The following is a 25,908-nucleotide window of genomic DNA, read 5'->3' as shown; positions in this document are numbered from 1 at the left end:
CTGCGTTGCGGCTTAGAAGGGGGGATCTTCGGTGGTCGGGTCGCGGTCGTCCATCACATCATCCCAGATCTCTTCGAAGAAGTTGCGATCGTCGTGGGTGATGTCGGCGCGCACCTCGCCATCGCGGTTATCTTCGGTGATGACGTTGACGTAGAAGTCGTCGGCCTTCATGCGCAGCGTCTCTTCGGTGCTCAGCGTGGCGGTGTACCAGAAGCGCACGCTGTCTTCGTCGATCATCTCGTAATCGAGGTTGAAGAGTAGCGGGCCGGTGTCTTCATCGTCGTCGGTGTCGTGGAGGTTGATCGCGCCACCGTTGATCTCGACGAGATCGCTGGAGAGGTTGTCGACTACGCCGCTGATCACCAGCACGTTGTCGCGGCGCAAAATCGCCCACATCCAGCCCTCGGCGTCGCTGTCGACATCATGGGGCTGGGCCTCCGGAGTGAGCATCAGTCCCCAGGAGTCGTCGATGCCCGAGACGCTGGGCGAAGACTCAGTGAGCTGCGCGCGCAGCTCGCCATCGGGGTAGGCCGCGCTGTGCACGGTGATGTAGTAGCGCCCGGCGCGAAACGCCTGAACCTGGTCGGCGGTCAGCTCAATGTCTTCGGAGAAGGTGCCGCCGCGCTCGTCGTCGTTGACGTCCACGTCGAAGGTGAAGAGGCTGCGGGCGGTCTCCTGATCGGTATCTTCGCGAAGATGTACGGCGCCGCCGCCAAAGGTGCGCAGGTCGGCCACCAGGTTATCGAAGTCGCCCTCGATCCTGAGGACGTCATCCTTATCAAGCGCCACGTCGATGTCGCCGGTTCCGGTCGAGGCGACCGCCGGCTCCATGAAGTCGCCGGCCAGCGCACTGGAGTAGCTCTGCGTGACATCATCCGTCGGATCGAGCTCGGTGCCGCAGCCCCACTGCAGGGTCGCCGCCGCGCCGATGAGGGAGATGCTGATCCATCGCATCGTTCTCATAATACTGCTCCTTGGTTGGTACGGCCTTCGCCGGTGCTCGGCCCTCGGTGGAGGTCCTGCGCCCTGTGCCAGCCGATGATCAACGTCATCTCGCCAGCCGGAAGACTCCTGCCAACGAGGGTGAGACGTTGAAATGCGAATAGTGTGAATTTCGACATTGATGAGGGATGGTCAATCGGGTGAAAAGAAAGGAGCCGCTATGGCGCGGCCGGCGCTGATGAGCCGGGCGAAGTTGTTGCGCCTTATCAGGCGCACCGATACACTGCGGCGAGCCTGGCGCGGATGTGCGCTGCGCCCGCCTGGATTGAACGCGCTCCGGCCTTTGTCGGGCGCACCATCTGCGATGAGTGCGATATGAGCACAACGATCACCGCCCGCACCGCCGATCTTCGCGCGGTGTTTGAGTCTCTGGAGCTCTTCCAGACCCTGAGCGCCGCCGAGGTCAGCGAGGTGGTGGGGGCCTGCACCGTCGAGGCGATGGAGGCCGAGAAGATCCTCTTTGAGCAGGGCGATGAGTCCGACGCGCTCTACATCGTGCGCAGCGGCACCCTGGAGGTCTCTGCGGTCAGCCCGCTTGGCGAGAAGGTGGTGCTGGCCACCCTTGGTGAAGGCACGGTCGTGGGGGAGATGAGCCTGATTGAGGGCGGTCCGCGCTCGGCCACCGTCAGCGCGGTCGATGAGGTCGAGATGCTCAAGCTCTCACGGGCCTCCTTTGAGGCGATGCGCCGCGCCGGCAGTAAGGCCGCCTACAAGATCATTCTGGGGCTTGCGCGCACCGTCGGTGAGCGACGTCGCCAGACCGACGAGCGCGTCCAGGAGGTCTTTTTAGACCCGGACGACCATATCGACGCTTTTGAGAGTCAACTTCACGATATGCTCGGGCGCCTTCGTAAAGCCTGAGCTTCCAACGCCGGACCTCACCTATGCCGACCGATCGTCACCGCCTGGCCCGCGAGGCGCTGCGTGCGCGACCTTTCTTTGACGCGCTGAGCGACGAGGAGTTCGACCACCTCATCGACGCCTGCGACCTGCGCACGCTCGCCCCGCGCGAGGTGCTCTGGGCGGTGGGGCGCGAGGGGCAGTCCTGCTACGTGCTCATCTCCGGGCGTCTGGAGCAGTCGCTGACCCGCCAGCCCGTCGGGCGTAAGGTTGAGCAGATCGATCGGCCCGGCACTTTTATGGCGCTCTCGTACCTGGTCAAACCCTGGCGGCATCACAGCTCGGCCGTAGCGCTGGAGCGCAGTGTGGTGCTCAAGCTGGACCGCGAGCGTTTTGAGACCATGTTTGAGGCCGGCGACTCGGTGGCGTTTCGGCTGGTCGATGAGCTGGCCGAGGCGCTCGTTCAGGAGATGCGCGACGCCAATGAGCGTCTCCACGAGGTCTTTGGCAACCCGGCCGAGACCCTGCGCCTGCTGCGCAGGCGCACGCGAAACGCCTGAAACGCTTTTAAATTCATACACTTAAGTGGCTTCGTTGGTGAGCTGGAGGTACGCATGAAGATCGGTGTGATCGGAGGTGGTTCCTGGGGAACAGCGCTCGCAAGACTACTGGCCGACCAGGGCCATCAGGTGATGATGTGGGTGCATGAGCCCACGCTCTCGGCGTCGATCAACGAGACCCACCAGAACGCGGTCTACCTCGAAGGCATCGATCTGCCCGAGAACCTGCGCGCGACCAACGACATGGAGGAGGCCGTCAGCGGCAAAGAGATGATCGTCTCGGTGCCGCCCAGCCACGTTCTGCGCGAGGTCATGACCCAGGCCGCGCCCTTTTTGCCCGACGGCATCCCCATCGTCAGCGCCACCAAGGGCATTGAGAACGACTCGTTGATGCTGGTCAGCGAGATCCTCGAAGACGTGCTCGCCCCGCGCTTTCACCCCTTTTTATGCTACCTCTCCGGGCCGAGCTTCGCCCGTGAGGTCGCCACCTGCAAACCCACCGCGGTCACGATCGCAAGCTACAACCATCGCCTGGCGGTGAAGGTGCAGCAGGTCTTCAGCACCACGTATTTTCGCGCCTACACCTCCAACGACGTGGTGGGCGTGGAGATCGGCGGGGCGCTTAAAAACGTCATCGCGATTGCATCCGGTGCGGTCAGCGGCATGGAGCTGGGCCTCAACGCCTCGGCCGGCATGATCACCCGCGGGCTCAACGAGATCACTCGCCTGGGCGTGCGTATGGGGGCCAACCCGCTCACCCTGACCGGTCTGGCGGGTATGGGCGACCTCGTGCTCACCTGCACCGGGGGCTTGAGCCGTAACCGCACCGTGGGCTTTAAGCTCGGCCAGGGCATGACCATCGACGCGATTTTGAGCGAGATGAACATGGTCGCCGAGGGCATCAAGACCTCGCGCAGCGTGCATAACCTGGCCGCCAAAATCGGCGTGGAGATGCCCATCAGCGAGCAGGTCTACCAGGTGATCTACGAGGGCAAAGACACCCGCCAGGCCGTCAGCGACCTGATGTCGCGTCCGCTCAAAGCGGAGCTCGGCGGTTGGATGTGATGTGCCTTTAAGCTCTTGATAATAAAAGAAAAACGGACGCCCGAGGGCGTCCGTTTTTTATTGCGCAGAGCCTCACCGGCCCCTCGTTGGTGACGAGGAGCGCAGCGTTCAGACCGTGGAGCCGTGCAGCTCTTCGAGCCCCGGGGTGCCGGGGGGGTTGGGCAGGAAACGCAGCTTCGGGTTCTGCTGGGTGCAGTAGTTGAGCGCCCAGTCGTTGCGGAAGAGCACGATGGGAAGATCGTCGCGGTCGCGCAGCACCTTGGTGTAGTCCTGGCGGTTGAACGCGTCTTCGTCGAAGGGCTCGCCATCGACCCAGCGGGCGTGTTTGAAGTTGAGCTGACGCAGGTTGACCTTGACCTTGTACTCGTTCTCCAGGCGGTGCTGGAGCACCTCAAACTGCAGGATACCGACGGCGCCGACCACCGCGTCGAGGTCGCCCAGGTGGGGCTGGCGGAAGACCTGAATCGTGCCCTCCTCGGAGAGCTGGTCGAGGCCCTTGGTGAGCTGCTTGCGTTTGAGCGCCTCTTTGATCTCGACGACCGCAAAATGCTCGGGGCTGAAGCGGGGGATCTCGGTCTCTTCGACCGGGCTGCCGGTAAAGAGGGTGTCGCCGATGCGGTAGTTGCCCGGGTCGTAAAGCCCGATGATGTCGCCGGCAAACGCGCGCCCGGCGACCTCGCGGTCTGAGGCCATAAAGGTCTGGGGGTAGGCCAGTTTGACCTGACGGTTGTCGCGCTTGATGGTCGCCTGCATGTCTTTTTCAAACACGCCGGAGGTGATGCGCATAAAGGCCAGGCGGTCGCGGTGGGCCGGGTTCATGTTGGCCTGGATCTTAAAGACAAAGCCCGAGAACTCAGGGCGCGTCGGGTTGACCGCAAGGCGATCTTTGGCCTCGGCCGGCGAGGGCGCCATCTCGACAAATGCTTTGAGGAAGGGGCCGACGCCGAAGTTGGTCATCGCCGAGCCAAAGAACATCGGGGTGAGCTCGCCGGCGCGCACGCGCTCCAGATCGAAGGGATCGCCGGCGATGTCCAGCAGCTCAATGTCGTCGAGGAGCTTGAGGTAGCGGTCGGTGCCCAGGAGTTTTTCGGCCTGCGGATCGTCGAGATCGACGGTGACCTCTTCGACGATCGACTCCCCGTGGGTGCCCTGGGAGTCGAAGACGATGATCTTTTCATTGAGTCGGTCGTAAACGCCCTTAAACTCCTTACCATCACCGATAGGCCAGTTGATGGGGCAGGAGCGGATGCCGAGGATCTCTTCGATCTCCTCCATCAGCTCCAGCGGCGGACGGCCGTAGCGGTCCATCTTGTTCACAAAGGTGAAGATGGGGAGTTTGCGCATCGCGCAGACCTTAAAGAGCTTGATGGTCTGCGGCTCGACGCCTTTGGCGACGTCCATGAGCATCACGGCGCTGTCTGCCGCAGCGAGCGTGCGGTAGGTGTCCTCCGAGAAGTCGGCGTGGCCGGGGGTGTCGAGCAGGTTGATGGCGTAGTCGCCATAGGGGAACTGCAAGACCGAGGAGGTGATGGAGATGCCGCGTTGCTGCTCCATCTCCATCCAGTCGCTGACCGCGTGTTTGGCGGCGCGTCGGCTCTTGACGCTGCCGGCCAGGTGGATGGCGCCGCCGTAAAGCAGAAGCTTTTCGGTCATGGTGGTCTTACCGGCGTCGGGGTGCGAGATGATCGCGAAGGTGCGCCGGCGTTGGACCTCCTCGGCGATTTTCTTGGGGGAGAGGTCGGTGCTCATAGGTGGATCGCTTTTTTTGAAGAGACGTCGAGGTGGGGCCAAATTTTAAGGGCCCCGGGCGCGCGCAGAATAGTGCGGGGGCGCGGGGCTTACAAGCGCGGCAGCGCGCAGGGGGATTCCGTGAGGCAGCGAGCGCAGCAGGGTGATGGGTTGGAGGCGTGGATCGTACTTCTTGTGGGGGTGTGTCTGGGGCTGTGGGCCATGAGCTTGAGCGGGTGTCAGGCCAGCAGTGAGCCTCAACAGCCCGACGGCGGCGAGGGCGTGCCGCCGGAGGTGATCGGGGAGTTCTGCGAGCTCTATGATGCGATGGGGCCCTATGAGGTAGGGATGCGCACGCTGCGCATCGATGAGGAGCACCTGATGGATGTCTATTATCCGGCGATCGATAATAGCCCGATGCAGCAGGTCGCCGTCGATGTGCGCGAGCAGATGCCCGACGATTTGCGGGAAGTGCTGATCGAGCCGGGGTGGCGCTGGATGATCGAGGCGCGCCACGACGCCTATAATCACCGCGATGGCGGGTTCGGGGTGGTGCTCTTTGCGCACGGGCCGGGAGGCTTTGCCGGGCAGTCGGCCGATGTGCTGGTGCAGATGGCCAGCCACGGGCTTGTGGTGGCCGCGCCGCAGATCAGCGAGTGGGGGTTAAACGAGGTGCTGGCCACGGGCGCGCCGGGGGGCGATCGGGCGCTGGAGGTGCTGCGCGCGGCGCGCGTGACCCTGGAGGAAGATGAGGGGTTGGGGCGCGTGATCGCAGACGATCAGGTGGTGGTCGTGGGGCATTCGGCCGGGGCGCGCGCCGCCTCTGCGATGCTTGGCGACGAGGGGGTGCGCGGGGCGGTCTTCTGGAACGCGTCTGCGGCGGTGGCCCGGGAGCAGGCCCGCGTGATGTGGATCGCGGGCGACGCCGATCTTCTGGCCACGCCTCAGCGGGTGCGGGAGCGGCGCGAGGCCAGCGAGAGCCAGGGGACGCTGGTGGAGGTCGAAGGGATGGGGCATCTGAGCAGCACCCGGGTCTGTGAGCTGCTGGGCGGCCCACACGCCATGGTGGCGCGCCTTGTGGATGAGGGCGTGGAGGTGCCTCCGATTGTGGCGCTCACGCTGGTGCGCTCCTGCGAGGAGGCGACTCTGGAGCCGGCGCGCGCCCGTGAGGTGGTCGCTCACTACACCACCGCGCATGCCCTGAGCGCGCTGGGAAGAGAGGTGCCGGATGAGGCGCTGGGGCCCGATTCTGCAGCGTGTTTTGCGGACGTGCGCCTGAGTGTGGAGGGGCAGTAGGGCGAAGAACGTGTGCGCGCCGCCGGAAGGGGAAAGGCCGATGAGGCGCATAAAAACTGGCGCTGCGGCCAGTTTGCAAAAAGCCCCCTGGCGAGCAACGCTCGCCAGGGGGCTCTCTACCACGCGATCTTCGGGTGGGGAACTCAGGGCTCTTCGGCGTACTTCACCGTGCAGCCGTAGGGCTGGGCCTCGGTGGTGGCAATGTCTTCGCCGGCGGCGATCGCGGTGAGCGCGGCGTCGACGTAGTTGGTCGGTTCTTCCTTCTGGCCGCGGGGATCGTCGTCGATGCCGCCCATGTAACGCAGGACGCCGGTCGAATCGATCACGAACATATGCGGGGTGGTCTTGGCCTGGTAGAGGCGGCCCACTTCACCGGAGGGATCCTGGAGGATGGGGTAATCGAACTCGCGCTTCTCGTTAGCCTTCTCTTTCCACGCCTGGGAGTCTTCGGGGGTGTTGTCGTGGGTGGTGTCGATGGCCAGCCAGACGATCTCGTCGGTGCCGCCGTGCTCTTTGAGCAGGGTGTCGAAGGTGCCGGCGTCGTAGTGGCGGTTGACGTAGGGGCAGGGGATGTTGAACCACTCCAGCACCACGGTTTTGCCTTTGTACTGGCTCAGGGTGTGGGAGTTTCCGGCCTCATCGACCAGCGTGAAGTCAGGTGCCGGCTCGCCGACGATGGGTTTTTCGGGGGCGGCGCCTTCCTGGTCGCCCTGGGCGGCGGCGGCCTGACGGGCGGCCTCGCTGCTGCCGGTGGCGGTGCCTTCGGCGGTCTCGGCAGCTTCACTCTCAGGAGCGGTGGCTTCGGCGGGGTTTTCGCCGGGATCTTCGGCGGGATTTTCGCAGGCGCTCAGCGCGCTCACGCCCAGGGTCAGGGTGACGATCATCATCCATTTGAAGCGGTGCATGGTGTCTCCTCAAAAAGGGTCAGCGTGGGGGCCTCACGGCGCGTCGAGGCCTAAGTCGGGGTCGGGCTGCAAAAGGTTGAGCGGCCGCCTGAGTGTCAGGGTGAGGCGAAGGCTTCAATCACCATCTGACGGGTGAGAAGTTCAGGCAGGACGCGGGGATCCTCGGGTGAGTCGGGGTGGTAGAGAAGGTACATGGGCACGCCGGCCTTGCCAAATTCGGCCAGTTTGGCGCGGATGCGATCATCGCGGCGAGTCCAGTCGGCGATGACCATGGCGACGTTGTGTTCTTCGACGGCGGCGATGACCTCGGGGGTCTCCAGGACGTTGCGTTTGTTGACCTGGCAGGTGATGCACCAGGTGGCCGTAAAGTCGATAAACACCGGTCGGCCGGCGGCCAGCTCGGCCTGGACGGCCTCTTCGCTCCAGGGGATCCAGGCGATGCCTTCGTCGTCGGTCGAAGCGCTCTGGGTGGTTGCCGATGCCGGGTCGGGAACCTCGGCGCTGAAGTCGAAGGTCTGCCAGGCGCTGATGGCGATGAGGATCAGGGCGCCCAGGCCACCGAGGAGACGTTTTGCGGAGCTGCCAAACTGTACCTGGCCCCATATCCATGCGGCGAGCGCGCAGCTGAGCAGGAAGATGAGCTGGGCGGTCTGGGCCATCGCGCCGCTCATCTGGCCGATGAGCCAGAGCAGCCAGATGACGGTGCCGAGCAGCGCGAAGCCCAAAAACTGTTTGAAGATGAGCATCCAGGGGCCCGGACGCGGCAGGAATCGGGCGGTGTTGGGGATGAGGGTGAGCGCGACGAAGGGGGCGGCCAGGCCCAGTCCCAGGGTCATGAAGATCAGCGCGATGACGAGCGGGCTGCTCGCCAGGGCAAAGCCCACTGCGGTGCCCAGAAAAGGTGCCGAGCAGGGCGTTGCCAGCACCACCGCCAGCACGCCCTCGCCGAAGCTGCGGCGGAGGCCGCCGGGTGCGTCGGTGAGGTCCTGGAGGCGGCCCGGGTTGAGGGTGACCTCGAAGACGCCAAAAAGGTTGAGCGCGAAGATCACCAGCACGGCGCCGACCACTGCGATGAAGCGCGGTTCTTGAAACTGGAAGCCCCAGCCCACTTGAGTGCCGAGCTGCTGCAGGGCGATGACCACGCCGGCCAGGGCCATCATCGAGGTGACGATGCCGGCGGTGTAGGCCGCGCCGTGCACATAGACGCTCTGGCGCTCCTCATTGGCGAGTTTGACGAATGAGAAGACCTTGATGGCGAGCACCGGGAAGACGCAGGGCATCAGGTTGAGGAGCGCGCCGCCGGCGAAGGCCAGAAGTAAGATAAAGAAGATCGAGGGGGTGTTTTCGGTGGGCTGTGCGGGGGAGGTGGGGCTGGCGGTGGGGTCGGTCGGAGCGCCGGCGCCCAGGAGCATCGCCTGCGCTTCAGCGCTCTCGGTGCGGGGGAAGAGGAAGTCGACGAAGGTGGGCAGCGGTTGGCCCTGGTCGTCGGTGAGTTTAAGCACGCCGCTCAAGCGCTGGTCGCCCGAAGGTGTGTCGGAACTTGTGCGTCCTTGAAGCTCGATGAACCAGCCGGAGTGTGCGGTGGGGTGCGGGCTGACGCGGGCGATGGTGAGGCGGCTCTGCGGCAGCGTATCGAAGACAAAGGCGTCGGCGGGGCGTTCGGGCGGGGGGCCGAGGTTGAGGCAGTCGGGGGCGTCGGGCGTGGAGCAGCCGATGATCGCGAGCTCGGCGCGGAAGTCTTCGCCGGGGGCGATGGGGGCTTTGGAGTATCGGAGTGAGGCGGTGAGTTTACGCTGGGAGGTGGTCTGCGGCGTGGCGTTGCGAGCCTTGGCGAAGAGCGCGGTGACGGCGTTTTGAGCCGGCTTGGGCGCCTCGGTGATGAGGAGCGAGCGGGTGAGCTCGGCGCGGCCGGGGATGCAGTCGACTTTGCAGACGAGGTAGTCGACCTCGGCGTTAAGCTCGACCTCGGCGCCGGGCTGAAGATCGGCGGGGAGGGCCACCTCCCAGTACAAGAGCACATGGTCGCCATAACCAAAGGTTATGATCTCGCCGCCGGCTTCATGGAAGACGGTTGGGGCGGGCCATCGGAGCTCGGAGATCTGACCGGCGGAGGCGGTGAGGCTGGCCTCGGTGCTCATGCCCCCCTGGCCGGAGTTGCGCCAGTAGATGTGCCATTTGGGGTCCATCTCAAAGAGGACCCCGGCGGTGATGGTCCGACCGGGGGAGGCCGTGGTGTGATCCAAGATCAGGCGTTTTTCGACGCGGGGATCGCCTTCATCGAAGGCGTCTTCGGCGTAGGCGCCCTCGGGGACCTCAAGCCCCTGCGCGCTCAGCTGCAGCGGCGCGGCCAGGAGCGTGAAGAACGCCAGGGCCGCCACCATCGCGAGCGCGCGAAAGCGGCTGCGTTTCGAGGGGGCTGATGTTGAGCGAGAGGTTGCCGCCCGGGAGGGGCGACGGGCGATGGGATGAAGAAGACGACTCATGACGCGCTACCGCAAATGAGGACTGGAGGTACCGGGGCGCAAACATAGCCCGCGATGCGCACCATTCCAGTCGCGGGGCGCGAATTATCGGATGCGCAGCTCGTCGGTGCGATCCGGGTCGGCGTCGGCGGCGCTGAGCAGGCCGATCTTGACGAGCACCTGGTCGACCTGCTGGGGGCGCATGTAGGCCATGATGCCAAAGGTCAGGGCGCAGACCATGGCGAGCAGGTGCATCTCGGCGGTGCCCTCGGAGACGGTCCAGCCCTGGAGGCGGGCGTTGAAAGCGCCGAGCACGAAGCCGATGAGGCCGCCGGCCATCGTGGCGCAGATCGAGTAGATCACGCGTTGTTTGGCGTCGGCGGGGATTTCATTCATGCCGAAGGAGGGGATCTCGAAGGTGCGACCGCCGATCTGGACGCGGCGTGCGCGCGCGGGCTTTTTGCCGGCGGCGGCCTGCTGCTGTGCGCGGGCGGCTTTGAAGGCCTCGGCGGGGATGAAGCCGGTGTTGGTCAGGTGCTCGGCGTCATGCGCGCTCTGGGAGGCATAGCCTTGCTGAAGATGTGCGGCGTTATGCTGCCCGGTGAAGCCCTGCTGGAGATGCGCGGCGTTATGCTGTCCGGTGAAGCCTTGCTGGAGATGTGCGGCGTTATGCTGTCCGGTGGCAGACCCTTGCTGAAGATGGGCGGCGTTATGCTGCCCGGTGGCATGACCCTGCTGAAGATGTGCGGCGTTGTGTTGGCCGGTGGCAAAGCCCTGCTGAAGATGCGCGGCGTTATGCTGCCCGGTGAAGCCCTGCTGAAGATGTGCAGCGTTGTGTTGGCCGGTGGCAGACCCTTGCTGAAGATGTGCGGCGTTATGCTGTCCGGTGAGGCTCTGCGCGGGCACGGTAGCGCCGGGAGGAAAGGTCTCCTCGGGGTCGTGTTGGGCGAGGCTGGGGCCATGACCGGGAGGGGGCGTGGGATCCTCGGCGTAGATCATCACCGTGGAGACGCGGTCGTGGTTGGCCTGCGCGGGCAGGTCGCCGGCGACGTTGAGGCGCGGTTTGGAGGGGCCCGGTCGGGGGGGCGCGGGCTGGCGTTGCGAGCCGTCGTCCGAAGACATAGCAGGTGCTCCAGTGCAGGTAAGGGGCCGGCTGTAGGCACGGGTCCTACCTTAGCGCGCCAAAGCCTCGCTCACAAATCGAGCGGAGGGGCAGGAGCAACATCCAGGGATGGGGGAAAAGAGGGGGGGCGCTCAGTCGTTGCAGCAGGCGCCTTCGGCGCGCACCAGGCGCTGGTTGGCCACGTGCGTGCCCACCAGAATGCCAGAGCCGAGCATGGTCAGGCCGGCTTCGGCCAGCTCGGCGTGAAAGAACCCGTGCATGAAGTCGTGCAAAAAGGTGTGCATAAAGCCGGTGGCGATCAGGATCGAGACGCCGGCGACGGCGCCGGCCACAATGCGAAGATCACGGTGAACTTTAAAGCCCGGCCAGAACGCCAGGAGCGCCACGCCCAGGAGCAACACCACGAGCACCTGATGAACCAGGGCGTCGGCCAGAAATCCCAGGGCGGCCAGTGAGCTGACCAGCGCCGGGGTCAGCGCACAGTGAATGATGCAGGCCACCGAACCGATGATGCCGAGCCGATCCCAGAAAGCGGTCTGGGGTTCGCTGTGGGCGTGCATCGCGGCCGATGCGTCGAGGTCGAGTTGTGCGCTTGCGGGGCCAGGTTTCACGGTGGTGCTCCGGAGAATGATGCCGGCCGATAAGGGTCGACCGCGACAGGGATGGGGCTTAGCGCAACTGATATGCATTTGTCAAACCAGCGCCTCCCCTCAAACATTGCATCTCGGGGATCATTCCCGGGGGGGGGCGGAGTCGGCTTCGGCCGATGAGGTTGGGGTGTAGCGGGGCAGGGAGACGCGGAAGGTTGCGCCTTTGCCGGGCTGCGACTCGACGGTGAGGCTGCCCTCAAACGACTCCACGATCTGGCGGCAGAGGGAGAGCCCCAGTCCGCTGCCCTCACCGGCGGGTTTGGTGGTGAAGAAGGGCTCGAAGATCGCGTCCTGGATATCGAGGGGGATGCCCGGGCCGTTGTCGCTGATCTCGACGATAACCTGATCGTCGAGCTCAAGAAGATGCACGTCGATGCGGTTTTCATGGCGAGCGCGGTTGCTCAGGGCGTGGGCGGCGTTGGTGAGCAGGTTGATGAAGACCTGGGTTAGCCGAGGTTCATCGGCGAGCACCGGAGAGGTGTCTGCGATCGTCTGATGCAGTGAGGCGCTGCGCTGGATGAGCTGGCGGGTCATGCGCAGGGCGACGTCGAGGGCGTCGGCCACTGAGACTTTATGGCGAGGTTGCTCCTGAAAGCCCGAGAGCAGGCGAAGGTCGTCGACGATGCGGCGGATGCGCTCGGCGCCCTGGCGGGCGGACTCCAGGCTGTGGTGGCGCTCCTCCTGGTCTTCGGCCTCGTCGATGAGATCGAGGTTGGCGATGAGGTAGGTCAGCGGGTTGTTGATCTCGTGGCCGACGCCGGCGGCCATGGTGCCGATGGTGATCATGCGGTCCATCTGCGTCATGCGCAGCTGCATCTGTTTGCGGGCGGAGAGATCGCGGGCGAAGAGGGTGAAGATGGGCTCGTCCTGGGGGCCGCTGGCGGCCAGGGAGAGCTCCACGTGCACCTCGTTGCCGTCCTGGTGGAGGAACACAATCTCGAAGGGGCCACCCAGCGCGTAGCTGTGGATGTTACGGGAGGTGCGGTCGGTGACCAGGCGCTCGAGCTGGTCGGTGAAGTAGGGGCGGTGGGCCCGGGGGATGAGCAGGGTGGTGATGTTTCGTCCGACGATGTCGTCGACGCGCCAGCCAAAGAGCAGGGTCGCAGCAGGGTTCCAGAGCTCAATGACGCCGTCGTTATCGAAGGCGATGATGGCCTCGGCGGCGCCGTCAAACATGGTGCGGATGCGCGTCTCACGCTCGCTGATAGTGCGCAGGAGGTGTTGCTCCTGGCTGGTGGAGCGGATGTAGTCGAAGATCAACCCGCTGAAGATCACCGCTGAGGAGAGGGCGCTCAGGCCGTAGGCGGCGTTGAAGGCGGCGTCGAAGATCTGGGTGGAGCCGAAGATCAGGTAGCCCTGGGCGGCGAGCAAGGGGAGGATGCTCAGCCAGAGCGCGAGGGAGAAGTGGCTGCGAAAACGGCGGTGGATGCGAGGAAAGAGGCCAAAGGCGCAGAGGGCAAAGATCAAAAGCGCGGGCAGATCCCAGGGGCGAATCAAGATGGCGTCGGGGCGGGTGGTCTGCGGAAGATCGAGGTAAGAGGCCAGCCCCAGCAGCGTCAGGGCCAGTGTGCCAAAGAGGGCGAAGACGCCGAGCATAAAGCCGGGGCGAAGCAGGGCGAGCTGGCGTCGGGGCCATAAGAGCAGCACGCCGGCGCCCAGGATGAGCAGGGCGTTGAGGTGGCGGGTGATCGTCCAGGTGAAGGGGATGTAATTCTCGATGTCGCGCGCGGCGTAGAGAGCGCCGTCGACGGTGAGGGCCTGGATGATGGCGACAAAGCCCGACCAGAAGAGGGTGATGCTGATGACCGAGGTCAGCGCGGAGCGGCGCACCAGAAAGCGGGCGAGGCTTAAGGTTGCCGAGCTTAGTGCGAGGATGCCGCCGAGCATCAAGAGTGTGCTGTGGGTAAAAGCTCCGCGCAGAGTGCCCAGAGTCTCTGCCGCTGAGGGCAGCGGCAGGCTCAGGCTAAATCCCATCGCGATGGCCAGCGCCGGGAGCACACAGACCAGGATGAGCAGGGCGAAGAGTGCGGCGAGTCGTCCCGGTGGTGTGGTGCGTTGAGCGATGGGTGGGTAGGGTTGAACCGTCACATCGAGCTCCCCTGCAGGGCGAATTTCAAGGCGCGCTGACGGGGAGGGGCTGGCGCGCTACGATAGCGCCTGGTCGATGGATGCGGGACCTCCCTGCATCAAAAGTTAGGCACCCGACCCCGATGTCCCACGCGGGCGTGTGGTGCGCGCGTTGAGAGAAGTGATGAAGTTAAGCACCTACCATCAGCAGAGCCGCGATACCTGGCATAGTCTTGTGCTGGTGATGCCGCTTTTTGTGCTCTATCAGCTCGGGGTGTTGTGGACCGGCGGGGTGCGAAACGGCGTCGACTTTATGACCGATACGCTCTGGTGGGCGGTGGGCGGGGAGCTTCACTACTACCTGGGCGTGCATGTGGGGGTGTTGTTACTGATGGTGGTCGCGGCGGTGATGCTGCGCAAAAAAGAGCGGCTGCGGCTGAGGGTGTGGCCAGCGGTGGTGGCGGAGAGCGCGGTGTATGCGTTCTTCTTCGGCGCGGCGATCGTGGCGATTATGGACGCGCTGGGCTTGAGCGCGCTCCTAAGTGTGGGCCTGAGCGTGGGTGGGGAGGCCTCGGTGCTCGATAATCTGGTGCTCAGCGCGGGGGCGGGGCTCTATGAGGAGCTCGTCTTCAGGCTGGGGCTGATGGGCACGATGGTGTGGCTGGGCCACCGGGTGGTGGGCTGGCCCAGGTGGTGGGCGGCGCTGTGGGCGGTGGTGCTCTCCAGTGTGATCTTCAGCGCGGTGCATCATATGGGGCCGCTTGGCGAGGAGTTTGCGATGGGGGTGTTTGTCTTTCGGGCCATCGCCGGGGTGTTGCTGGCGTTGATCTTCTATTTGCGCGGGTTTGCAGTCGCGGTGTACACCCATGCTCTCTATGACGTGCTGGTGCTTGTGATCCTCGCATCAAACGGGTGAGATGCCCGGCCCAGCTCCGATGCCCGGGAGTCCTTTGTTATGATGCTCAACGCCTCAGAGCTGCTGGTGGTCGCCGCGATCATTTTCGTGGTGGTCGGCCTGCAGAAGTTGCCGCAGATCAGCGCGGCGGCCGCGCGCCTTCGGTTGAGTTTTCAGAAGGGGCTGGCCGATGATGTGATCGATGTGAGCTCGACCTCCGGTGAGCTCGACCACGAAGAAGCCTCCGGCGAGTCGACGGAGCCGACGCAGACGAGAGAGTCATGATGATAGTGGCCGAGGTGGTATCCGGCTTTACGTGGACCCCGCTGACCTTTTACGCGGCCGCGGCGCTGGCGCAGCTGGTCGTGATTTTGCTGAGCTTTCGCTTCACCCAGCTCAACCCGGATTACAACACCTTTGCGAGCGCGCTTGTGGTGGTGGTGCCGGTGAACGTGCTGGCGTATCTGACGCGGGATTTCGGGGTGACCGGGGTGCTGATCGTCGGGGCGACGCTCTTCGGGTTGCTGGTGGGCATCGCCCGCGGCGATGTCTTTCGCACCGGGGTGGCCTGGATGCTGTGCCTGGCAACGTACTGGGGCATGGCCAGCTACATTGTGCCGCAGGCCGACGGGCTGAGCCTGGAGCAGATCGGCGGGATGCCGAAGGTTCTGGTGCAGGGCGGGCTGGAGGCCGAGCCCTTCACGGAGAGTGATGTCGACAACCTCTCCAAAGGAAAGGGCGAGTAAGCCCAGAGCCCGGGAAGTCGGGCTTTTTCCAGACGAAGTTGACGCCAACGGGCGCGCCGATGCGGCGCGCCCGTTGGCGTTTTAGCGCTGGTTTTTCAGGGGGAAGTTGCGGGCGCGGGCGCTGTGGGCCTCAGCGCTGGTGCTGGGCGATGGTGGCGTCGACGTCTTTTTTGAGGGTGTCGAAGTCGACGTTTTCATCGAAGATCACGATCAAAAAATGATTCAGGCCGTGGCGGGTGATGTAGACGCACTCGCGGGCGTCGGCGCTGACTTTGCTCAGGTCGGTGAGGACGGTGGCCTCATTGGCGCCGGCGATCATGGAGCGGGCCTGGCCGCGGGTGGCCAGGGGGTTGCCCTGCTCATCGATGAGCACGAGTGCTTTGACGCGATCGTGGCGGAGCAGGGCGTCGAGGATCTGGGGAGCGGGGGTGGTCACGGGGGAACTCCAGTGTGGCGTTAGCGGTGGGTGCGGGCCGGGGTGCGCTCGGAGTGGCCAAGGGGCATGCTGGATTGGGCGCGGATGGTGTGGCCGACAAACTCCGAGTCGCCCTCAAGCTGCAAGTAATGCTCGGCGATGGGGCCGAGCATCGCGGCGTTGTCGGTGCAGAGCGAGGGGGGCGCCACAAAGAGCTCGAGTCCTTCGGCCTGGCAGGCCTCTTGAGCGCGCTGTCGCAGCCGGCTGTTGCAGGCCACCCCGCCGGAGAGCACCAGGCGTTTGAGTTTGTGCGCCTCACAGGCGTTAAGCGCCTTGAAGAGGAGCACGTCGACGACGGCCTCCTGGAAGGAGGCGCAGAGGTCGTTGAGCTGCTGCCCCTCGGGGATGCCGTGGGCGTCGATGTGCTGGGCGACGGCGGTTTTGAGGCCCGAAAACGAGAAGTCGAAGTTTTTGCGCGTCCACATCGGGCGCGGAAACTCAATGGCGTCGGGGCGGCCATCTTTTGCGAGGCGGTCGATGGCCACGCCGCCCGGATAAGGCTGCCCGAGCATGCGCGCGACCTTATCAAAGGCCTCGCCGGCCGCATCGTCGCGGGTGCGACCCAGGAGCTCGTAGTTGCCCAGGCCGCGCACGATGTAGAGGTCGGTGTGGCCGCCGCTGACGATGAGCCCCAGGTAGGGAAATTCGGGGTTTTTGACGGTGTCGCCTTCGAGCAGCACCGCGGTGAGGTGGCCTTCGAGATGGTTGAGGCCCACCACCGGCTTGTTGAGCGCGAAGGCCAGGGCGCGGGCGGTCTCAATGCCTACCAGCAGGCTTCCGACAAGGCCGGGGCCGCAGGTCACGCCAAAACCCTCGACGGCGTCGAGGGTGAGCCCGGCGTCATCGAGGGCCTCGTTGAGGACCTGGTGGATGTCGCGGATGTGGTTGCGGCTGGCCAGCTCCGGAACCACCCCGCCGTAGCGGCGATGGATGGGGATCTGGCTGGCGACTGCGTTGGCCAGGATCTGGCGGCCGTCTTTAATGAGCGCGACGGAGGTCTCGTCGCAGCTCGATTCGATGGTCATGACCAGCATGGTGCTGCCTGTGGTGCAAGAGGTGCAAAGGCTTAGAACTGCGACTCAAGGATGGCGCGGACCTCGTCGGCGCTCTGGCCTTCGGGCTCGATCTCCAGAAACTTCTCGTAGGCGCCTTTGGCCTGATCGCGGCGACCGGCCAGCTGGTAGGCGGTGGCGAGCTCCAGGTAGAAGGCGCCGGTGCGCATGCCCAGCCGCTCGGCGCGGGTGAGGTTTTCGATGGCCTCGGAGTTTTTGCCGTCGTAGAGGGCGGCCTGACCGTGCAGGAAGGCGACCTGGCGGTTGTTGGGGGCGCGCTTGCTCAAATCGCGGGCCAGGGGAAGGGCCTCATCAATACGCTCGCGCTGGACCATGGTGCGCAGGCGTTGGATGTCTTCGTTGACCGTGGTCTCGCGGTCAGGGGCCGGGGTGGTCTCAGCGGCGCGAAGTTCTTGTTCCTCGGGGGCCACAGCCGCGTTTGCAGGGGCAGCCTCCTCGGCGGGTTGCTCCTGTGCGGCGGCCACTTCGGCAGCGGCGGCTTCTTCGGCGGCCTGATCTTCGGCCGAGGGCGCGGCGGCGTCGCTGGCGGCGCGCTCGCTGGCGAGCTCCACGGCGGCGGCTTCGGCCGACATGCCTTCGAGGCGCGCGCGGGCCAGAGCCTGATCGAGATCAAGGCCGGTGGGCTCTTCGTCTTGAGCGACCTCCCCGCCAGCTTGAGGCTCCTCCACTTCGACCGCAGGCTCCTCAGGCTCAGGTTCGGGCTCCTCGGCGCTGGCCACCTCCTCCGGGATCGCGTCGGCCGGCTCCGGGCCCGACGACATCTGCATCGCTACCAGCGTGATGGCCACAAGCGCCATGATCGCCGCGACGATCACCCACAACTTCCAGCTCTTCGACTCTCCGGCCAGTTCCTCGCCAAGATCGTCGTATTCATGGAGGTTTTCGCCCTTCTGAAAGAACGAGGCCTCGGAGAGCGCGCCGCCCAGCTGCACGCGGGGGCGAGCGTTGGGGGTGTGGTCGGCGTCGGTGAGGGTGGAGACGGGTTTGGATTCGGACTCAGACTCGGACTCGTTCTCGTTCTGGTCCTGGTCCTCGTTCTGGTCCTGGTCCTTGTGCTGGTCCTGGTCCTCGTGCTGGTCCTGGTCCTCGTGCTGGTCCTGGTCCTCGTGCTGGTCCTGGTCCTCGTGCTGGTCCTGGTCCTCGTGCTGGTCCTGGTCCTCGTGCTGGTCCTGGTCCTCGTGCTGGTCCTGGTCCTCGTGCTGGTCCTGGTCCTCGTTCTGGTCCTGGTCCTCGTTCTCGTTCTGGTCCTCGTTCTCGTTCTGGTCCTGGTCCTCGTTCTGGTCCTGGTCCTCGTGCTGGTCCTGGTCCTCGTGCTGGTGCTCGGACTCGTTCTGGTGCTCGCTCTCGGTGTTCTTTTCGGCGAGGTAGGTGTCGAGGTCGGGGTCGGTATCGACCTGTTTGGCGCGGGCGTCGGCGTCCTGAGGTTGGGGGGCATCGCCCTCCTCGAGGGAGGTGTGGGCGGTGCTGGGGTCGATCATCGGAGCGGGGGTGGGCTCGTCGTCTTCGAAGGCGGAGCCGGGTGCGGTGGTGCCGGAGGCGCGACGCTTTTTGAGGGTGTATTCGGTGGAGACGATGGTGTTGTCGGCGCTGTGACGCTGGACTGCGGGCAGGGTGGCTGTGTTGGATTCTTCTGTGTTTTCAGTGGGTTGCGGCTCTGCGTTTTCGTCGCTGTGTGAGGTGTCGAGGGGCTCGGGTTCGGACATCTCCTCGAGGTTGACCTCGGGGGCGAAGTCCGGGTTGGCGAAGGCGTCGTCGTCGGCGGCTTCGGGTTCGGCGGGGGTGTCAGCGGCGGGTTCGTCGTCGTGGGCGTCGGTGTCTTCGAGGGCCTGGGCCTGAAGCTCGGCGTCGTCTTCGCGGGCCTTTCGGGCCTCGTCGCGGGCGCGTTTGATCTCGTCGGGGATGCGGATCTTGGCGGTCTCGCGTTCGCTGCGCTCGGTGTCGTGGGGATGGGTGGGGGCGTGCTCCTCACCGACACCGGGAAGGGTGCCTTCGGGTTCGTCGTCGAAGAGGCCGAAGGCGTCGTCGTCGGTGTCGTTAAAGGCGTTGTCGTCGCCGAAGAGGTCGTCGTCGCTTAAGGGATCGCCGGCGGAGTCGGGGGCAAAAGCGTCAGCGCCGGAGGCGTTAGGCAGCGGCTCATCGATCGCCAGCGCCTGGGCCGGCGAGGCGCTGGGGGTGGGGATGCGCTGGCGGCCGGCCGGGGGCTTCTGGGCCAGAAGATCGGCCACGTAGAGCTCGCCGGTGGCGTCGCCGGCGGGGACTTCGCGATCTTCGAGAGGTTCGGGCGGGAGCTCCTCGGAGGTGGGCGCGTCGAACTCGGCGGTGGGCACCGGCTGAGATTGCGCGCGCTCCATGGCTTCTTTTTGTTCGGCGAGGTGGCGGGCCTCGGCCTCGCGGCGTCGCCGTTCTTGATCTTCGAGCTCGCGCAGACCTTCGGCGTGGGTGTCGGGGAAATCGCTCTCGGAGGCGGGCTCTTCGAGATCCGCGGCGGGGATCTCTTCGGTGTTGGGGCGCTCTTCGCCCTCGTCCCAGTGGAACTTCCAGTGGCCGCCGCCGGAGCCCTGGCGAGGCTCGTCGCCCTCGCCGGGCTGTCGGGGGAGCTCCTCGGTGTCGATCTCGTCGCCGGCTGCCGCCATGGCGCGCTCAATATCGCCGACGGCCGGTTTGCTGATGCGGTCGGTGGAGTCGGAGAACTCCTCTTCGTCGCTCTGCGAAGGATCGTCGGCCGGCGCCGCCACGCGGCCCGAGGGGGTGCGAAGCCAGTCGTCGAGGTTGGAGGGGGAGGGCTCCGAGGGCGCCGGCTGGCCGGCTGCCGGGATGACCTCGTGGAGAATGTCTTCGTCGACGAGCTTTAAGATGATCTGCAGGGTGGTCACATCATCAAGCGGGCTGTCGTCGATGACGTCGCGCATGCGACGGTAGCCGTCGAAGAGGCGCACCAGGCGCTCGACCTCGGCCGGGAGATGGGCGAGCAGCGCCGGCAATCGCTGGTAATCCGCCTCATAGACCCGCTCCAGGGGTGGCATAATGCTCATCAATTCGCCGAAGCGGTCGACGCGCTTAAGTCCTTCGAGCAAAAGCTCGGAGGCGTCCTTTTCGATATGGTCGGTGCGCTGGTCGGTGTCGTGGTAGCGGACCACGAAGTCGCCCTCGGGCCAGAGCATGATGCGGTAGATGGCGTCTTCACCCTGGAGCTTGCCGCAGACCGCGTCGAGGAGGTTGCCCTCGCGAAAGAAGACCGCCGCCAGGCGCGAGCCGCGGCGGATGCGCACCGAGCCCGAGCGCTGCTCCTGCTCGATGAGCTGGAGCAGGTCGATCATGGTGATGTCGCGCAGGTTGCCCTGCATCTCATCGCGCTCCGCGCCGCTGAGCTGCTCTTTGGCGCGGCGCTGGATCAGCAGCTCGGCGCGGGTGGTGATCTCTTTGATGTAGACCGGCTTGGTCAGATAATCGTCAGCGCCCAGCTCAAAGGAGCGCATCTTCTCGGTGATGGAGCGCTCTTCGGTCAGAAAGATAAAGGGGATCTGCTCGGTCTCGGGCGCGATCTTTAAGTCGGCGCAGAACTCCAGGCCGTCGCCGTCAGGCAGCGTCGTCTCGCTGATGATCAGCGCGGGTGGAGCAGCCTCAATGAGCTCGTGGGCGCGGGCGATAGCGTCGGTCAGGACGACGCGATAGCCGGCCTTCTTGAAGCTGACCTCCAGGACCTTCTGGGACTTGGTGTCCGCATCGACAATGAGGATGGTATCGTTCGCCACGCGAACTCCTTGACCGTGCGCTGAAGAGAGGGTCTGAAGCGGCGCTTCAAAGTGCCGACGAGGGACCAGACCGCAGACGTAAAACATCGGGATTCCAGGTGCACCGTAAGCCCTGCAAAGTGGCACGGCGGCGCGGGAATCTTAGACTCTGCGCCGCCGCCACACAAGGCCGCCGGCAGGCCACCTCAGGGCAATCGCAAAGTCCCACAAGGTTTTTTTATGGAGAAACCACCCAATCCGTAGGGAGGGGTCTTGTGCCCCTCCGGAACTCCCAGGGCGGGGACCCACAAGGGGTCCCCCTACGGTGGCGGATGGTGGGGACTCACTTTGCGATTGCCCTGCAGCCCACCTGTGGCGCTTAAGCCGGGTGGTGAACGTGGTTCGGGTCGAAGTGATGGACCGGCTCCACGAAGTTCTGCTTGTCGTCGTAGAACTCAATGTTGAGGTGGTTGTGCGGGTTGGCCGGGTCGACGAAGACGTCGAACTCGGTGCCGGCCAAATCGTGGAGGCGGCTCATCCGCTCAATGATCTCGTCGCTGCGACGAAAGGGGTTGGTGCTGGTGGCAGCCAGGGTGATCTTGTTTTCGAAGGGCTGCCCGCGATGCTCAAAGGTGTAGTTGAGGTAATAGAAGGTCTGGTTGCCCTCGGCTGAAGGTGCGCTGGTGATGCCGGTGAAGGTGCCCTTGAGCTTGAGCCAGTTGGACGGCGGGGGCTGCCAGGCGTCGCGGATATAACGGGCGCCCAGGATGACCAGGGGAATGAACATGCCCACGATGCTCACGGCCATCGCGGCGATGATGGGCAGCTCCAGGTTGGTGAGCATCTCGCGTAACACGAGGATGGCGCCGACAAAGCCGGCCGCCACCACGATAAAGCCGATGATACCGGCCAGAAAGGTCACCGCGGTGCCGGTGGCGTTGACCAGAGCTTTTTCGCGCTCGCGCTGGCGGCGGGCGATGTCGCGCTCAAGCCTGTCAATATGGATGAGCGTCTGGGCGCTTTTGAGCTGCTGGAGATCCTGGAGAAGATCTTTTGCCGAGGGGTAGCGCTCGTCGATGCGGGGGGCGCAGAGGCGGCGCAGCACGCGTTTGAGGTCGGTGGAGACGCCGTTGAGTTCTTCGATCATGGCCGCGGCGTCTTCGCCGTGAAGATCGGAGGGGGTGCGTCGGGTCAGGCATTCCAATGAGGTGATGCCCAGGGAGTAGAGGTCGCTTGCGGGCAGCGCGCGGCCCATCAGCTGCTCCGGCGGCATATAGCCAAAGGTGCCGATGATGGTGGAGCCGCCTCCCATGGTCAGGCGCACCACCTCGCGCACCGCGCCGAAGTCCACCAGGGTGGGGGTCTTGCCCTGATCGCACATGATGATGTTGGCCGGCTTTAAGTCGCGGTGGACCACCGCCGGCTCCTGGCTGTGCAGGTAGTCGAGGATCTCGGCCAGGGCGATCATCAGCTCCAGGAGGCGCTCCTCATCAAAACGGGTGTCGCTGTCGAGAAGTTCGCGTAGATCGCCCCCGCCGGCGTAGGCCTGCACGATATAATAACAGACCGCGTCGCCCTCCCCCTCGCAGAACGCGTCGATGTAGGCGGGGATGCGCGGGTGGTCGAGCTGCTGGAGGATGCGGGCCTCGCGCTCAAAGAGCTCAAAGTCTTTGAGGGTGGCCAGGCGAGAGGGGTAGAGGGCTTTAAGCGCGACCGTCTGGCCGCTGTGGTGGTCGGTGGCCAGGTAGGTGCGGCCCATCGAGCCTTCGCCCAGGATCTCGCTGCAGTGGTAGCGACCGTCTTTGAGGGTGAGCATCGCGCGTGACTCCGCCGAAAGCAGGCAGTGGGGTGGAGGAGGCGCGATTGTAGAGGCAGCCGGCCGCCCGGGGCAACATCCAAGGCGGAGGTTGTCTGATGCCGCAGGGGCGGCAAGCCTTCAACCTCGCAGGAAGGCGGCCAGAGGACGAAGATCGTCGATGTTTTCGGAGACCGACTTGAGCGTGGCCACAATGGGGATGGCTAAAAGCAGGCCGGGGGCGCCCCAGATCCAGCCCCAGAAGATCGCCGAGAGCAGCACCGCCAGGCTGTTGAGCTTGAGGTGGCGGCCGATGGTAAAGGGGGTGACCAGGTTGCCCTCAAGTCCGGTGATGCTGCCGTAGATGAGCACGCACCAGAAGACGTCGGTGAGGTCGCCAAATTGCATGTAGGCGACAGTCGCCGGGAAGACCGTGCCGATGATGGGGCCGACGTAGGGGATGAAGTTAAAAAGCCCGGCGAAGATGCCCAGCAAGAAGGCAAAGTCGAGCCCGTAGATGTAGAGGGCCACGCCGGTGATGATGGCCACGCAGGTGTTGGTGGCGAAGCGGTTAAAGAGGTAGCGCTGCACGTCTTCGTTGACGTTGCGCAGGATCACGTCGATGGCGTGGCGGCTGCGGGGGCCGTTTCCGGCCGCCTCCAGCACCCGCTGGCGCATGCCCGGGCCCTGAGCCAGCACGAAGACGAGCACGAAGATGCACATCAGGGCCTGGGCTAAAAAGCCCAGAAAGCCGGTGATGCCGCCGGCGATAAAGGAGGAAGTCGTGCCCCAGAAGTCGCCGCTGCCCTGGTCGAGGAAGACCTGGACGCGCTCGGCGGTGTCGTTGCGCTCCTCATCGCCGGCGGGGGCAGCGGCTGGCGAGATGGCCTCGTCTTCGCGGCGCAAAGGCTCCAGCGCGCTCTCCACGCGCAGCTGCAGCTCGGTGACGTTGCCGCGCAGCTCGGTGAGGTTGTCGACCAGGCGATCCTGGTAGTTGGGCACCTCCAGCGCCAGGCGTCGGACCTGGTCGCCGATGAAGGTGCCCACCACGCCGGTCAGGCCCACGGCCAGCACGACGATGATCAGGGCGGCGGCGCCGCGCGGCAAAAAGAGACGCGTGCCCGGCAGGCGCACTCGCATTAAGGCGCTGACAAAGGGGGCGAGCACGTAGCTTAAGAAGAAGGCCAGGGTGACCGGGATGAGGATCGTTTTGGCGAAGCTCAAGACCGCGATGGTGGCGGCCAGGGCGATGAGCACCAGCGCGATGCGCATCACGTGCACATCATGAAGCGCGGCGAAGGTGCTCGTGCGCAGCTCATCGGAGCTGGCCGAGGCGTCGGCGGTGCCGACGCTCGACTCGCGGGGCTCGGTCTGGGGAGGTTCGGGGGTCATGGCCAGGGGGATGCGCTGAGAGGGGGCGCATGCGTGTGAGAGGTACGACGTGAGAGAGCGGGCCGCGGCGCGGCCCACCGGCAGGCTACCATAGCGGGGCCGGTGGCGAAGTAAATACGTGCTCAGCGGGCAAAATCACAGGGGCGATTTCAGGCCGTGCGCATCTCCATGGGCTGGGAGAGCAGCCAGAGGGCGGCGACGCTGAGCAGGAGCGCGAAGATCGCCACCGGGATCAGCGCTTTGATGGCCTGGCGGCGGTTGCCAAACATGCGGTGGGTGGCGCGGTTGACCAGCCAGAGCGTGGCCAGGTTGCCCAGGAGCACCAGCGTGAGCTGGGCGCCCCAGAGCCAATCCAGAGGTACGACCATCGAGAGGGGGCTTTTGGCGGTGCCAAAAAGATCCCAGCCCCAGCCGAAGGGGTCGCTGATCAGGCGCAAAAGCTTGCTGCCCTCGTAGAAGAAGTGCAGCGCGTTGTGCGCCAGGTGGTAGGCCAGCGCCACCGGCAGCAGCGGGTAGGCGTAGGCGATGAAGAAGTCGCGCAGGCGGTAGAAGACGTTGCCGCTGGCCAACTTCGAGAGCCAGCACACCCCCAGGTAGAGGAGCGTGGACGCGCCGAAGAAGCCCACCATGCCCAGGGTGAAGGTGAGCAGGTAGCCCGGGTCAACGCCGAAGGTGGCCTCAAGGGTGTCGCGCAGAGGCGGGACGGTCTGGCGGGTCCACACCGGGATCATCGCCAGGCCGTGGAAGATCGTTACCAGGAAGATCGCCAGCAGCAGCCAGGCCTCATCGAGGCGTTTTCGGTGCGGGCCGAGAAGATCGGCGATGGGGGCGCGCACGTTGATGGCGATGTTGTCGTGCGGGCAGGTTTTGAGGCACTCGGTGCACATGGTGCAGTAGCTGTTTTCGTTCATCGCCCCCATAAACTCGCCAGTGGGGCAGGGCAGGCCGCGCTCGTTGCCGTGGAAGCAGTCTTTGGTCTGGCAGGACTTGCAGATCTGGGAGTCGCGGCGGCGGATCTCCAGCATGCCGGTGGTGCCGTAGGCGCCGGTGACGCGGCCGACCGGGCAGACGTAGCGGCAAAACCCTTTGCGCTCGAAGACAAAGAGGGAGGCGGCGGCCATCGCTACCATCGTAAGGCCCATGATCGAGGTGAGCGCGGGGCGGTAGGGCGCTTCGTAGGCCAGCTCCAGCCAGGTCAGGGCCATGAACATGACGATGGCCGGGTAGAGGTTGCGAAGGGCTCTGGGCCAGGTGCGCTCCAGGCCGATGGGGCGGTCGCGGCCGGGGAGTTTGCGGCTCAAGCGCTTGATCCAATCCGGCACCGCCATCCAGGGGCAGACCGTGCACCAGATCTCGCCGGCGAAAAACGCAAAGAAGATCAGGCCCATCCACCAGATGTTCCAGGTGAGCACCGGCGCGATGTTGCGGGAGGGATCCTGAGAGCCGATGAGACCGGCGACGATCACCAGCACAAAGAGCGCGACGACCGGCAGCTGCACCAGAGGTTGGAAGCCCCGCCAGGTGACAAAGGCTTTGAAGAAGGCCAGACGCGTGAGCTCAAAGCGGGGGTAATCCCAGCGTTTGGAGGTCTTTTGCATGTTGCGCGTGGGTTTGCCCAGCACCAGCAAAAGCCCAAAGGAGAGGGCGATGAGCAGGGCGCAGCCCAGATAGAAGATCCAGTTGGGGACGCCGGGCATCAGCGCGCGTTCGGGGCGCTCGGCGATGACTTCGGCCTCGCTCATCAGCGCGTCGCTGTCGAAAAATCCCCCTTCATCGAGCTCGCCGAAGATGGCCTCATCACCCGGGGCGACGCGGCGCACGCGGTGGGGGACGACGTCCATGCCGCAGATCGGGCAGGAGGTGAACTCCTCAAAACGAAGATCGTTGCACTCCATCGGGCAGATCCACTCCAGGACTTCTTCGGAGGCATCCCCTGAAGCGTGCTCGTGCGCGTGGCCGGTGTGATCGTTTGTGGCGAGTGCCTGGTCGGAGTCCTGCGCCAGAACGCCCTGCGGCAACATGCCCACAAGGACGGTGAAGAGGACGAGGCTTAAGATCCGCCAGATAAAGTGAGGCATGGGAGTGACCTGCAGCATACGGCAA

At 65.1% G+C, this 25,908-nt stretch carries 20 protein-coding genes; 7 read left to right on the top strand and 13 right to left on the bottom strand.

The features are described from left to right. Positions 1-12: 12 nt before the first annotated feature. On the bottom strand, positions 13-963 hold the full coding sequence (locus FRC98_RS12390; protein WP_146981757.1) for a CHRD domain-containing protein: 951 nt from the start codon (positions 961-963) through the stop codon (positions 13-15). Positions 964-1,317: 354 nt separating this feature from the next. Here FRC98_RS12390 and FRC98_RS12385 point away from each other — a divergent pair, with 354 nt between their 5' ends. The 3 genes from FRC98_RS12385 to FRC98_RS12375 are packed head-to-tail and all read left to right on the top strand — an operon-like array spanning position 1,318 to position 3,467. Further along, positions 1,318-1,863 (top strand): cyclic nucleotide-binding domain-containing protein, encoded by a 546-nt coding sequence (locus FRC98_RS12385; RefSeq protein WP_230467550.1) that lies wholly within the window; start codon positions 1,318-1,320, stop codon positions 1,861-1,863. Between the two features lie 23 nt (positions 1,864-1,886). After that, positions 1,887-2,402 (top strand): cyclic nucleotide-binding domain-containing protein, encoded by a 516-nt coding sequence (locus FRC98_RS12380; RefSeq protein WP_146981755.1) that lies wholly within the window; start codon positions 1,887-1,889, stop codon positions 2,400-2,402. A gap of 54 nt (positions 2,403-2,456) precedes the next feature. Beyond that, positions 2,457-3,467, top strand: coding sequence for an NAD(P)H-dependent glycerol-3-phosphate dehydrogenase (locus FRC98_RS12375; RefSeq protein ID WP_146981754.1), 1,011 nt, complete (start codon positions 2,457-2,459; stop codon positions 3,465-3,467). Positions 3,468-3,575: 108 nt separating this feature from the next. Here FRC98_RS12375 and FRC98_RS12370 read toward each other — a convergent pair whose 3' ends face one another. Further along, complete coding sequence (locus FRC98_RS12370) at positions 3,576-5,216, bottom strand: peptide chain release factor 3 (RefSeq protein WP_146981753.1); 1,641 nt, start codon at positions 5,214-5,216, stop codon at positions 3,576-3,578. A gap of 120 nt (positions 5,217-5,336) precedes the next feature. Here FRC98_RS12370 and FRC98_RS12365 point away from each other — a divergent pair, with 120 nt between their 5' ends. Next, on the top strand, positions 5,337-6,491 hold the full coding sequence (locus FRC98_RS12365; protein WP_146981752.1) for a hypothetical protein: 1,155 nt from the start codon (positions 5,337-5,339) through the stop codon (positions 6,489-6,491). 143 nt (positions 6,492-6,634) lie between these two features. Here FRC98_RS12365 and FRC98_RS12360 read toward each other — a convergent pair whose 3' ends face one another. The 5 genes from FRC98_RS12360 to FRC98_RS12340 form a co-directional block, all read right to left on the bottom strand. Beyond that, positions 6,635-7,396 carry a redoxin domain-containing protein gene (locus FRC98_RS12360; RefSeq protein ID WP_146981751.1) on the bottom strand — a complete coding sequence of 254 codons (762 nt, stop codon included), beginning with the start codon at positions 7,394-7,396 and terminating at the stop codon, positions 6,635-6,637. A 95-nt stretch (positions 7,397-7,491) separates the two neighbouring features. After that, complete coding sequence (locus FRC98_RS12355) at positions 7,492-9,879, bottom strand: protein-disulfide reductase DsbD family protein (protein ID WP_146981750.1); 2,388 nt, start codon at positions 9,877-9,879, stop codon at positions 7,492-7,494. Between the two features lie 84 nt (positions 9,880-9,963). Continuing rightward, the gene (locus FRC98_RS12350) at positions 9,964-10,980 is read right to left on the bottom strand and encodes a hypothetical protein (protein ID WP_146981749.1); all 1,017 of its coding nucleotides are present in this window, start codon (positions 10,978-10,980) and stop codon (positions 9,964-9,966) included. 132 nt (positions 10,981-11,112) lie between these two features. Next, positions 11,113-11,592, bottom strand: a complete 480-nt coding sequence (locus tag FRC98_RS12345) for a MerC domain-containing protein (RefSeq protein WP_230467549.1) — start codon at positions 11,590-11,592, stop codon at positions 11,113-11,115. Positions 11,593-11,712: 120 nt separating this feature from the next. Further along, on the bottom strand, positions 11,713-13,719 hold the full coding sequence (locus FRC98_RS12340) for a two-component system sensor histidine kinase NtrB (protein ID WP_146981747.1): 2,007 nt from the start codon (positions 13,717-13,719) through the stop codon (positions 11,713-11,715). A 163-nt stretch (positions 13,720-13,882) separates the two neighbouring features. Here FRC98_RS12340 and FRC98_RS12335 point away from each other — a divergent pair, with 163 nt between their 5' ends. Genes FRC98_RS12335 through FRC98_RS12325 form a run of 3 tightly spaced genes read left to right on the top strand, consistent with a single transcriptional unit; the run spans position 13,883 to position 15,339 of the window. Then, the gene (locus FRC98_RS12335) at positions 13,883-14,614 is read left to right on the top strand and encodes a CPBP family intramembrane glutamic endopeptidase (RefSeq protein WP_146981746.1); all 732 of its coding nucleotides are present in this window, start codon (positions 13,883-13,885) and stop codon (positions 14,612-14,614) included. A 39-nt stretch (positions 14,615-14,653) separates the two neighbouring features. Continuing rightward, on the top strand, positions 14,654-14,878 hold the full coding sequence (locus tag FRC98_RS12330) for a twin-arginine translocase TatA/TatE family subunit (protein WP_146981745.1): 225 nt from the start codon (positions 14,654-14,656) through the stop codon (positions 14,876-14,878). After that, a complete protein-coding gene (locus FRC98_RS12325; RefSeq protein ID WP_146981744.1) occupies positions 14,875-15,339 on the top strand; it encodes a hypothetical protein in 465 nt (154 codons plus the stop codon). Before FRC98_RS12330 ends, FRC98_RS12325 begins: the two co-directional genes overlap by 4 nt. Positions 15,340-15,469: 130 nt before the next feature. On the opposite strand, the gene FRC98_RS12320 is transcribed toward FRC98_RS12325, so the two are convergent. The 6 genes from FRC98_RS12320 to FRC98_RS12295 form a co-directional block, all read right to left on the bottom strand. Next, a complete protein-coding gene (locus FRC98_RS12320) occupies positions 15,470-15,775 on the bottom strand; it encodes a hypothetical protein (RefSeq protein ID WP_146981743.1) in 306 nt (101 codons plus the stop codon). Positions 15,776-15,795: 20 nt separating this feature from the next. After that, positions 15,796-16,848, bottom strand: coding sequence for a tRNA (adenosine(37)-N6)-threonylcarbamoyltransferase complex transferase subunit TsaD (gene tsaD / locus FRC98_RS12315; protein ID WP_146981742.1), 1,053 nt, complete (start codon positions 16,846-16,848; stop codon positions 15,796-15,798). 32 nt (positions 16,849-16,880) lie between these two features. Beyond that, positions 16,881-20,639 carry a response regulator gene (locus tag FRC98_RS12310; RefSeq protein WP_230467548.1) on the bottom strand — a complete coding sequence of 1,253 codons (3,759 nt, stop codon included), beginning with the start codon at positions 20,637-20,639 and terminating at the stop codon, positions 16,881-16,883. Positions 20,640-20,997: 358 nt separating this feature from the next. Then, positions 20,998-22,434, bottom strand: coding sequence for a serine/threonine protein kinase (locus FRC98_RS12305; protein WP_146981740.1), 1,437 nt, complete (start codon positions 22,432-22,434; stop codon positions 20,998-21,000). Between the two features lie 120 nt (positions 22,435-22,554). After that, positions 22,555-23,805, bottom strand: coding sequence for an AI-2E family transporter (locus FRC98_RS12300; RefSeq protein ID WP_146981739.1), 1,251 nt, complete (start codon positions 23,803-23,805; stop codon positions 22,555-22,557). A gap of 149 nt (positions 23,806-23,954) precedes the next feature. Further along, a complete protein-coding gene (locus FRC98_RS12295) occupies positions 23,955-25,883 on the bottom strand; it encodes a 4Fe-4S binding protein (RefSeq protein ID WP_230467547.1) in 1,929 nt (642 codons plus the stop codon). Between the last annotated feature and the right edge of the window lie 25 nt (positions 25,884-25,908).

The sequence above is a fragment of the Lujinxingia vulgaris genome (assembly GCF_007997015.1).
Taxonomy (GTDB): Bacteria; Myxococcota_A; Bradymonadia; order Bradymonadales; family Bradymonadaceae; genus Lujinxingia; species Lujinxingia vulgaris.
Note: the sequence above shows the minus strand (reverse complement) of the source record. Positions and strands in the feature narration are given on the sequence as shown.

Excerpts from the sequence above, each read along its gene's own strand:
- FRC98_RS12305 (WP_146981740.1), bottom strand. The coding sequence starts at position 22,434 with ATGCTCACCCTCAAAGACGGTCGCTACCACTGCAGCGAGATCCTGGGC.
- FRC98_RS12390 (WP_146981757.1), bottom strand. The coding sequence starts at position 963 with ATGAGAACGATGCGATGGATCAGCATCTCCCTCATCGGCGCGGCGGCG.
- FRC98_RS12325 (WP_146981744.1), top strand. The coding sequence starts at position 14,875 with ATGATGATAGTGGCCGAGGTGGTATCCGGCTTTACGTGGACCCCGCTG.
- FRC98_RS12350 (WP_146981749.1), bottom strand. The coding sequence starts at position 10,980 with ATGTCTTCGGACGACGGCTCGCAACGCCAGCCCGCGCCCCCCCGACCG.
- FRC98_RS12370 (WP_146981753.1), bottom strand. The coding sequence starts at position 5,216 with ATGAGCACCGACCTCTCCCCCAAGAAAATCGCCGAGGAGGTCCAACGC.
- FRC98_RS12300 (WP_146981739.1), bottom strand. The coding sequence starts at position 23,805 with ATGACCCCCGAACCTCCCCAGACCGAGCCCCGCGAGTCGAGCGTCGGC.
- FRC98_RS12360 (WP_146981751.1), bottom strand. The coding sequence starts at position 7,396 with ATGCACCGCTTCAAATGGATGATGATCGTCACCCTGACCCTGGGCGTG.
- FRC98_RS12385 (WP_230467550.1), top strand. The coding sequence starts at position 1,318 with ATGAGCACAACGATCACCGCCCGCACCGCCGATCTTCGCGCGGTGTTT.
- FRC98_RS12380 (WP_146981755.1), top strand. The coding sequence starts at position 1,887 with ATGCCGACCGATCGTCACCGCCTGGCCCGCGAGGCGCTGCGTGCGCGA.
- FRC98_RS12375 (WP_146981754.1), top strand. The coding sequence starts at position 2,457 with ATGAAGATCGGTGTGATCGGAGGTGGTTCCTGGGGAACAGCGCTCGCA.
- FRC98_RS12295 (WP_230467547.1), bottom strand. The coding sequence starts at position 25,883 with ATGCCTCACTTTATCTGGCGGATCTTAAGCCTCGTCCTCTTCACCGTC.
- FRC98_RS12355 (WP_146981750.1), bottom strand. The coding sequence starts at position 9,879 with ATGAGTCGTCTTCTTCATCCCATCGCCCGTCGCCCCTCCCGGGCGGCA.
- FRC98_RS12335 (WP_146981746.1), top strand. The coding sequence starts at position 13,883 with ATGAAGTTAAGCACCTACCATCAGCAGAGCCGCGATACCTGGCATAGT.
- FRC98_RS12330 (WP_146981745.1), top strand. The coding sequence starts at position 14,654 with ATGATGCTCAACGCCTCAGAGCTGCTGGTGGTCGCCGCGATCATTTTC.
- tsaD (WP_146981742.1), bottom strand. The coding sequence starts at position 16,848 with ATGCTGGTCATGACCATCGAATCGAGCTGCGACGAGACCTCCGTCGCG.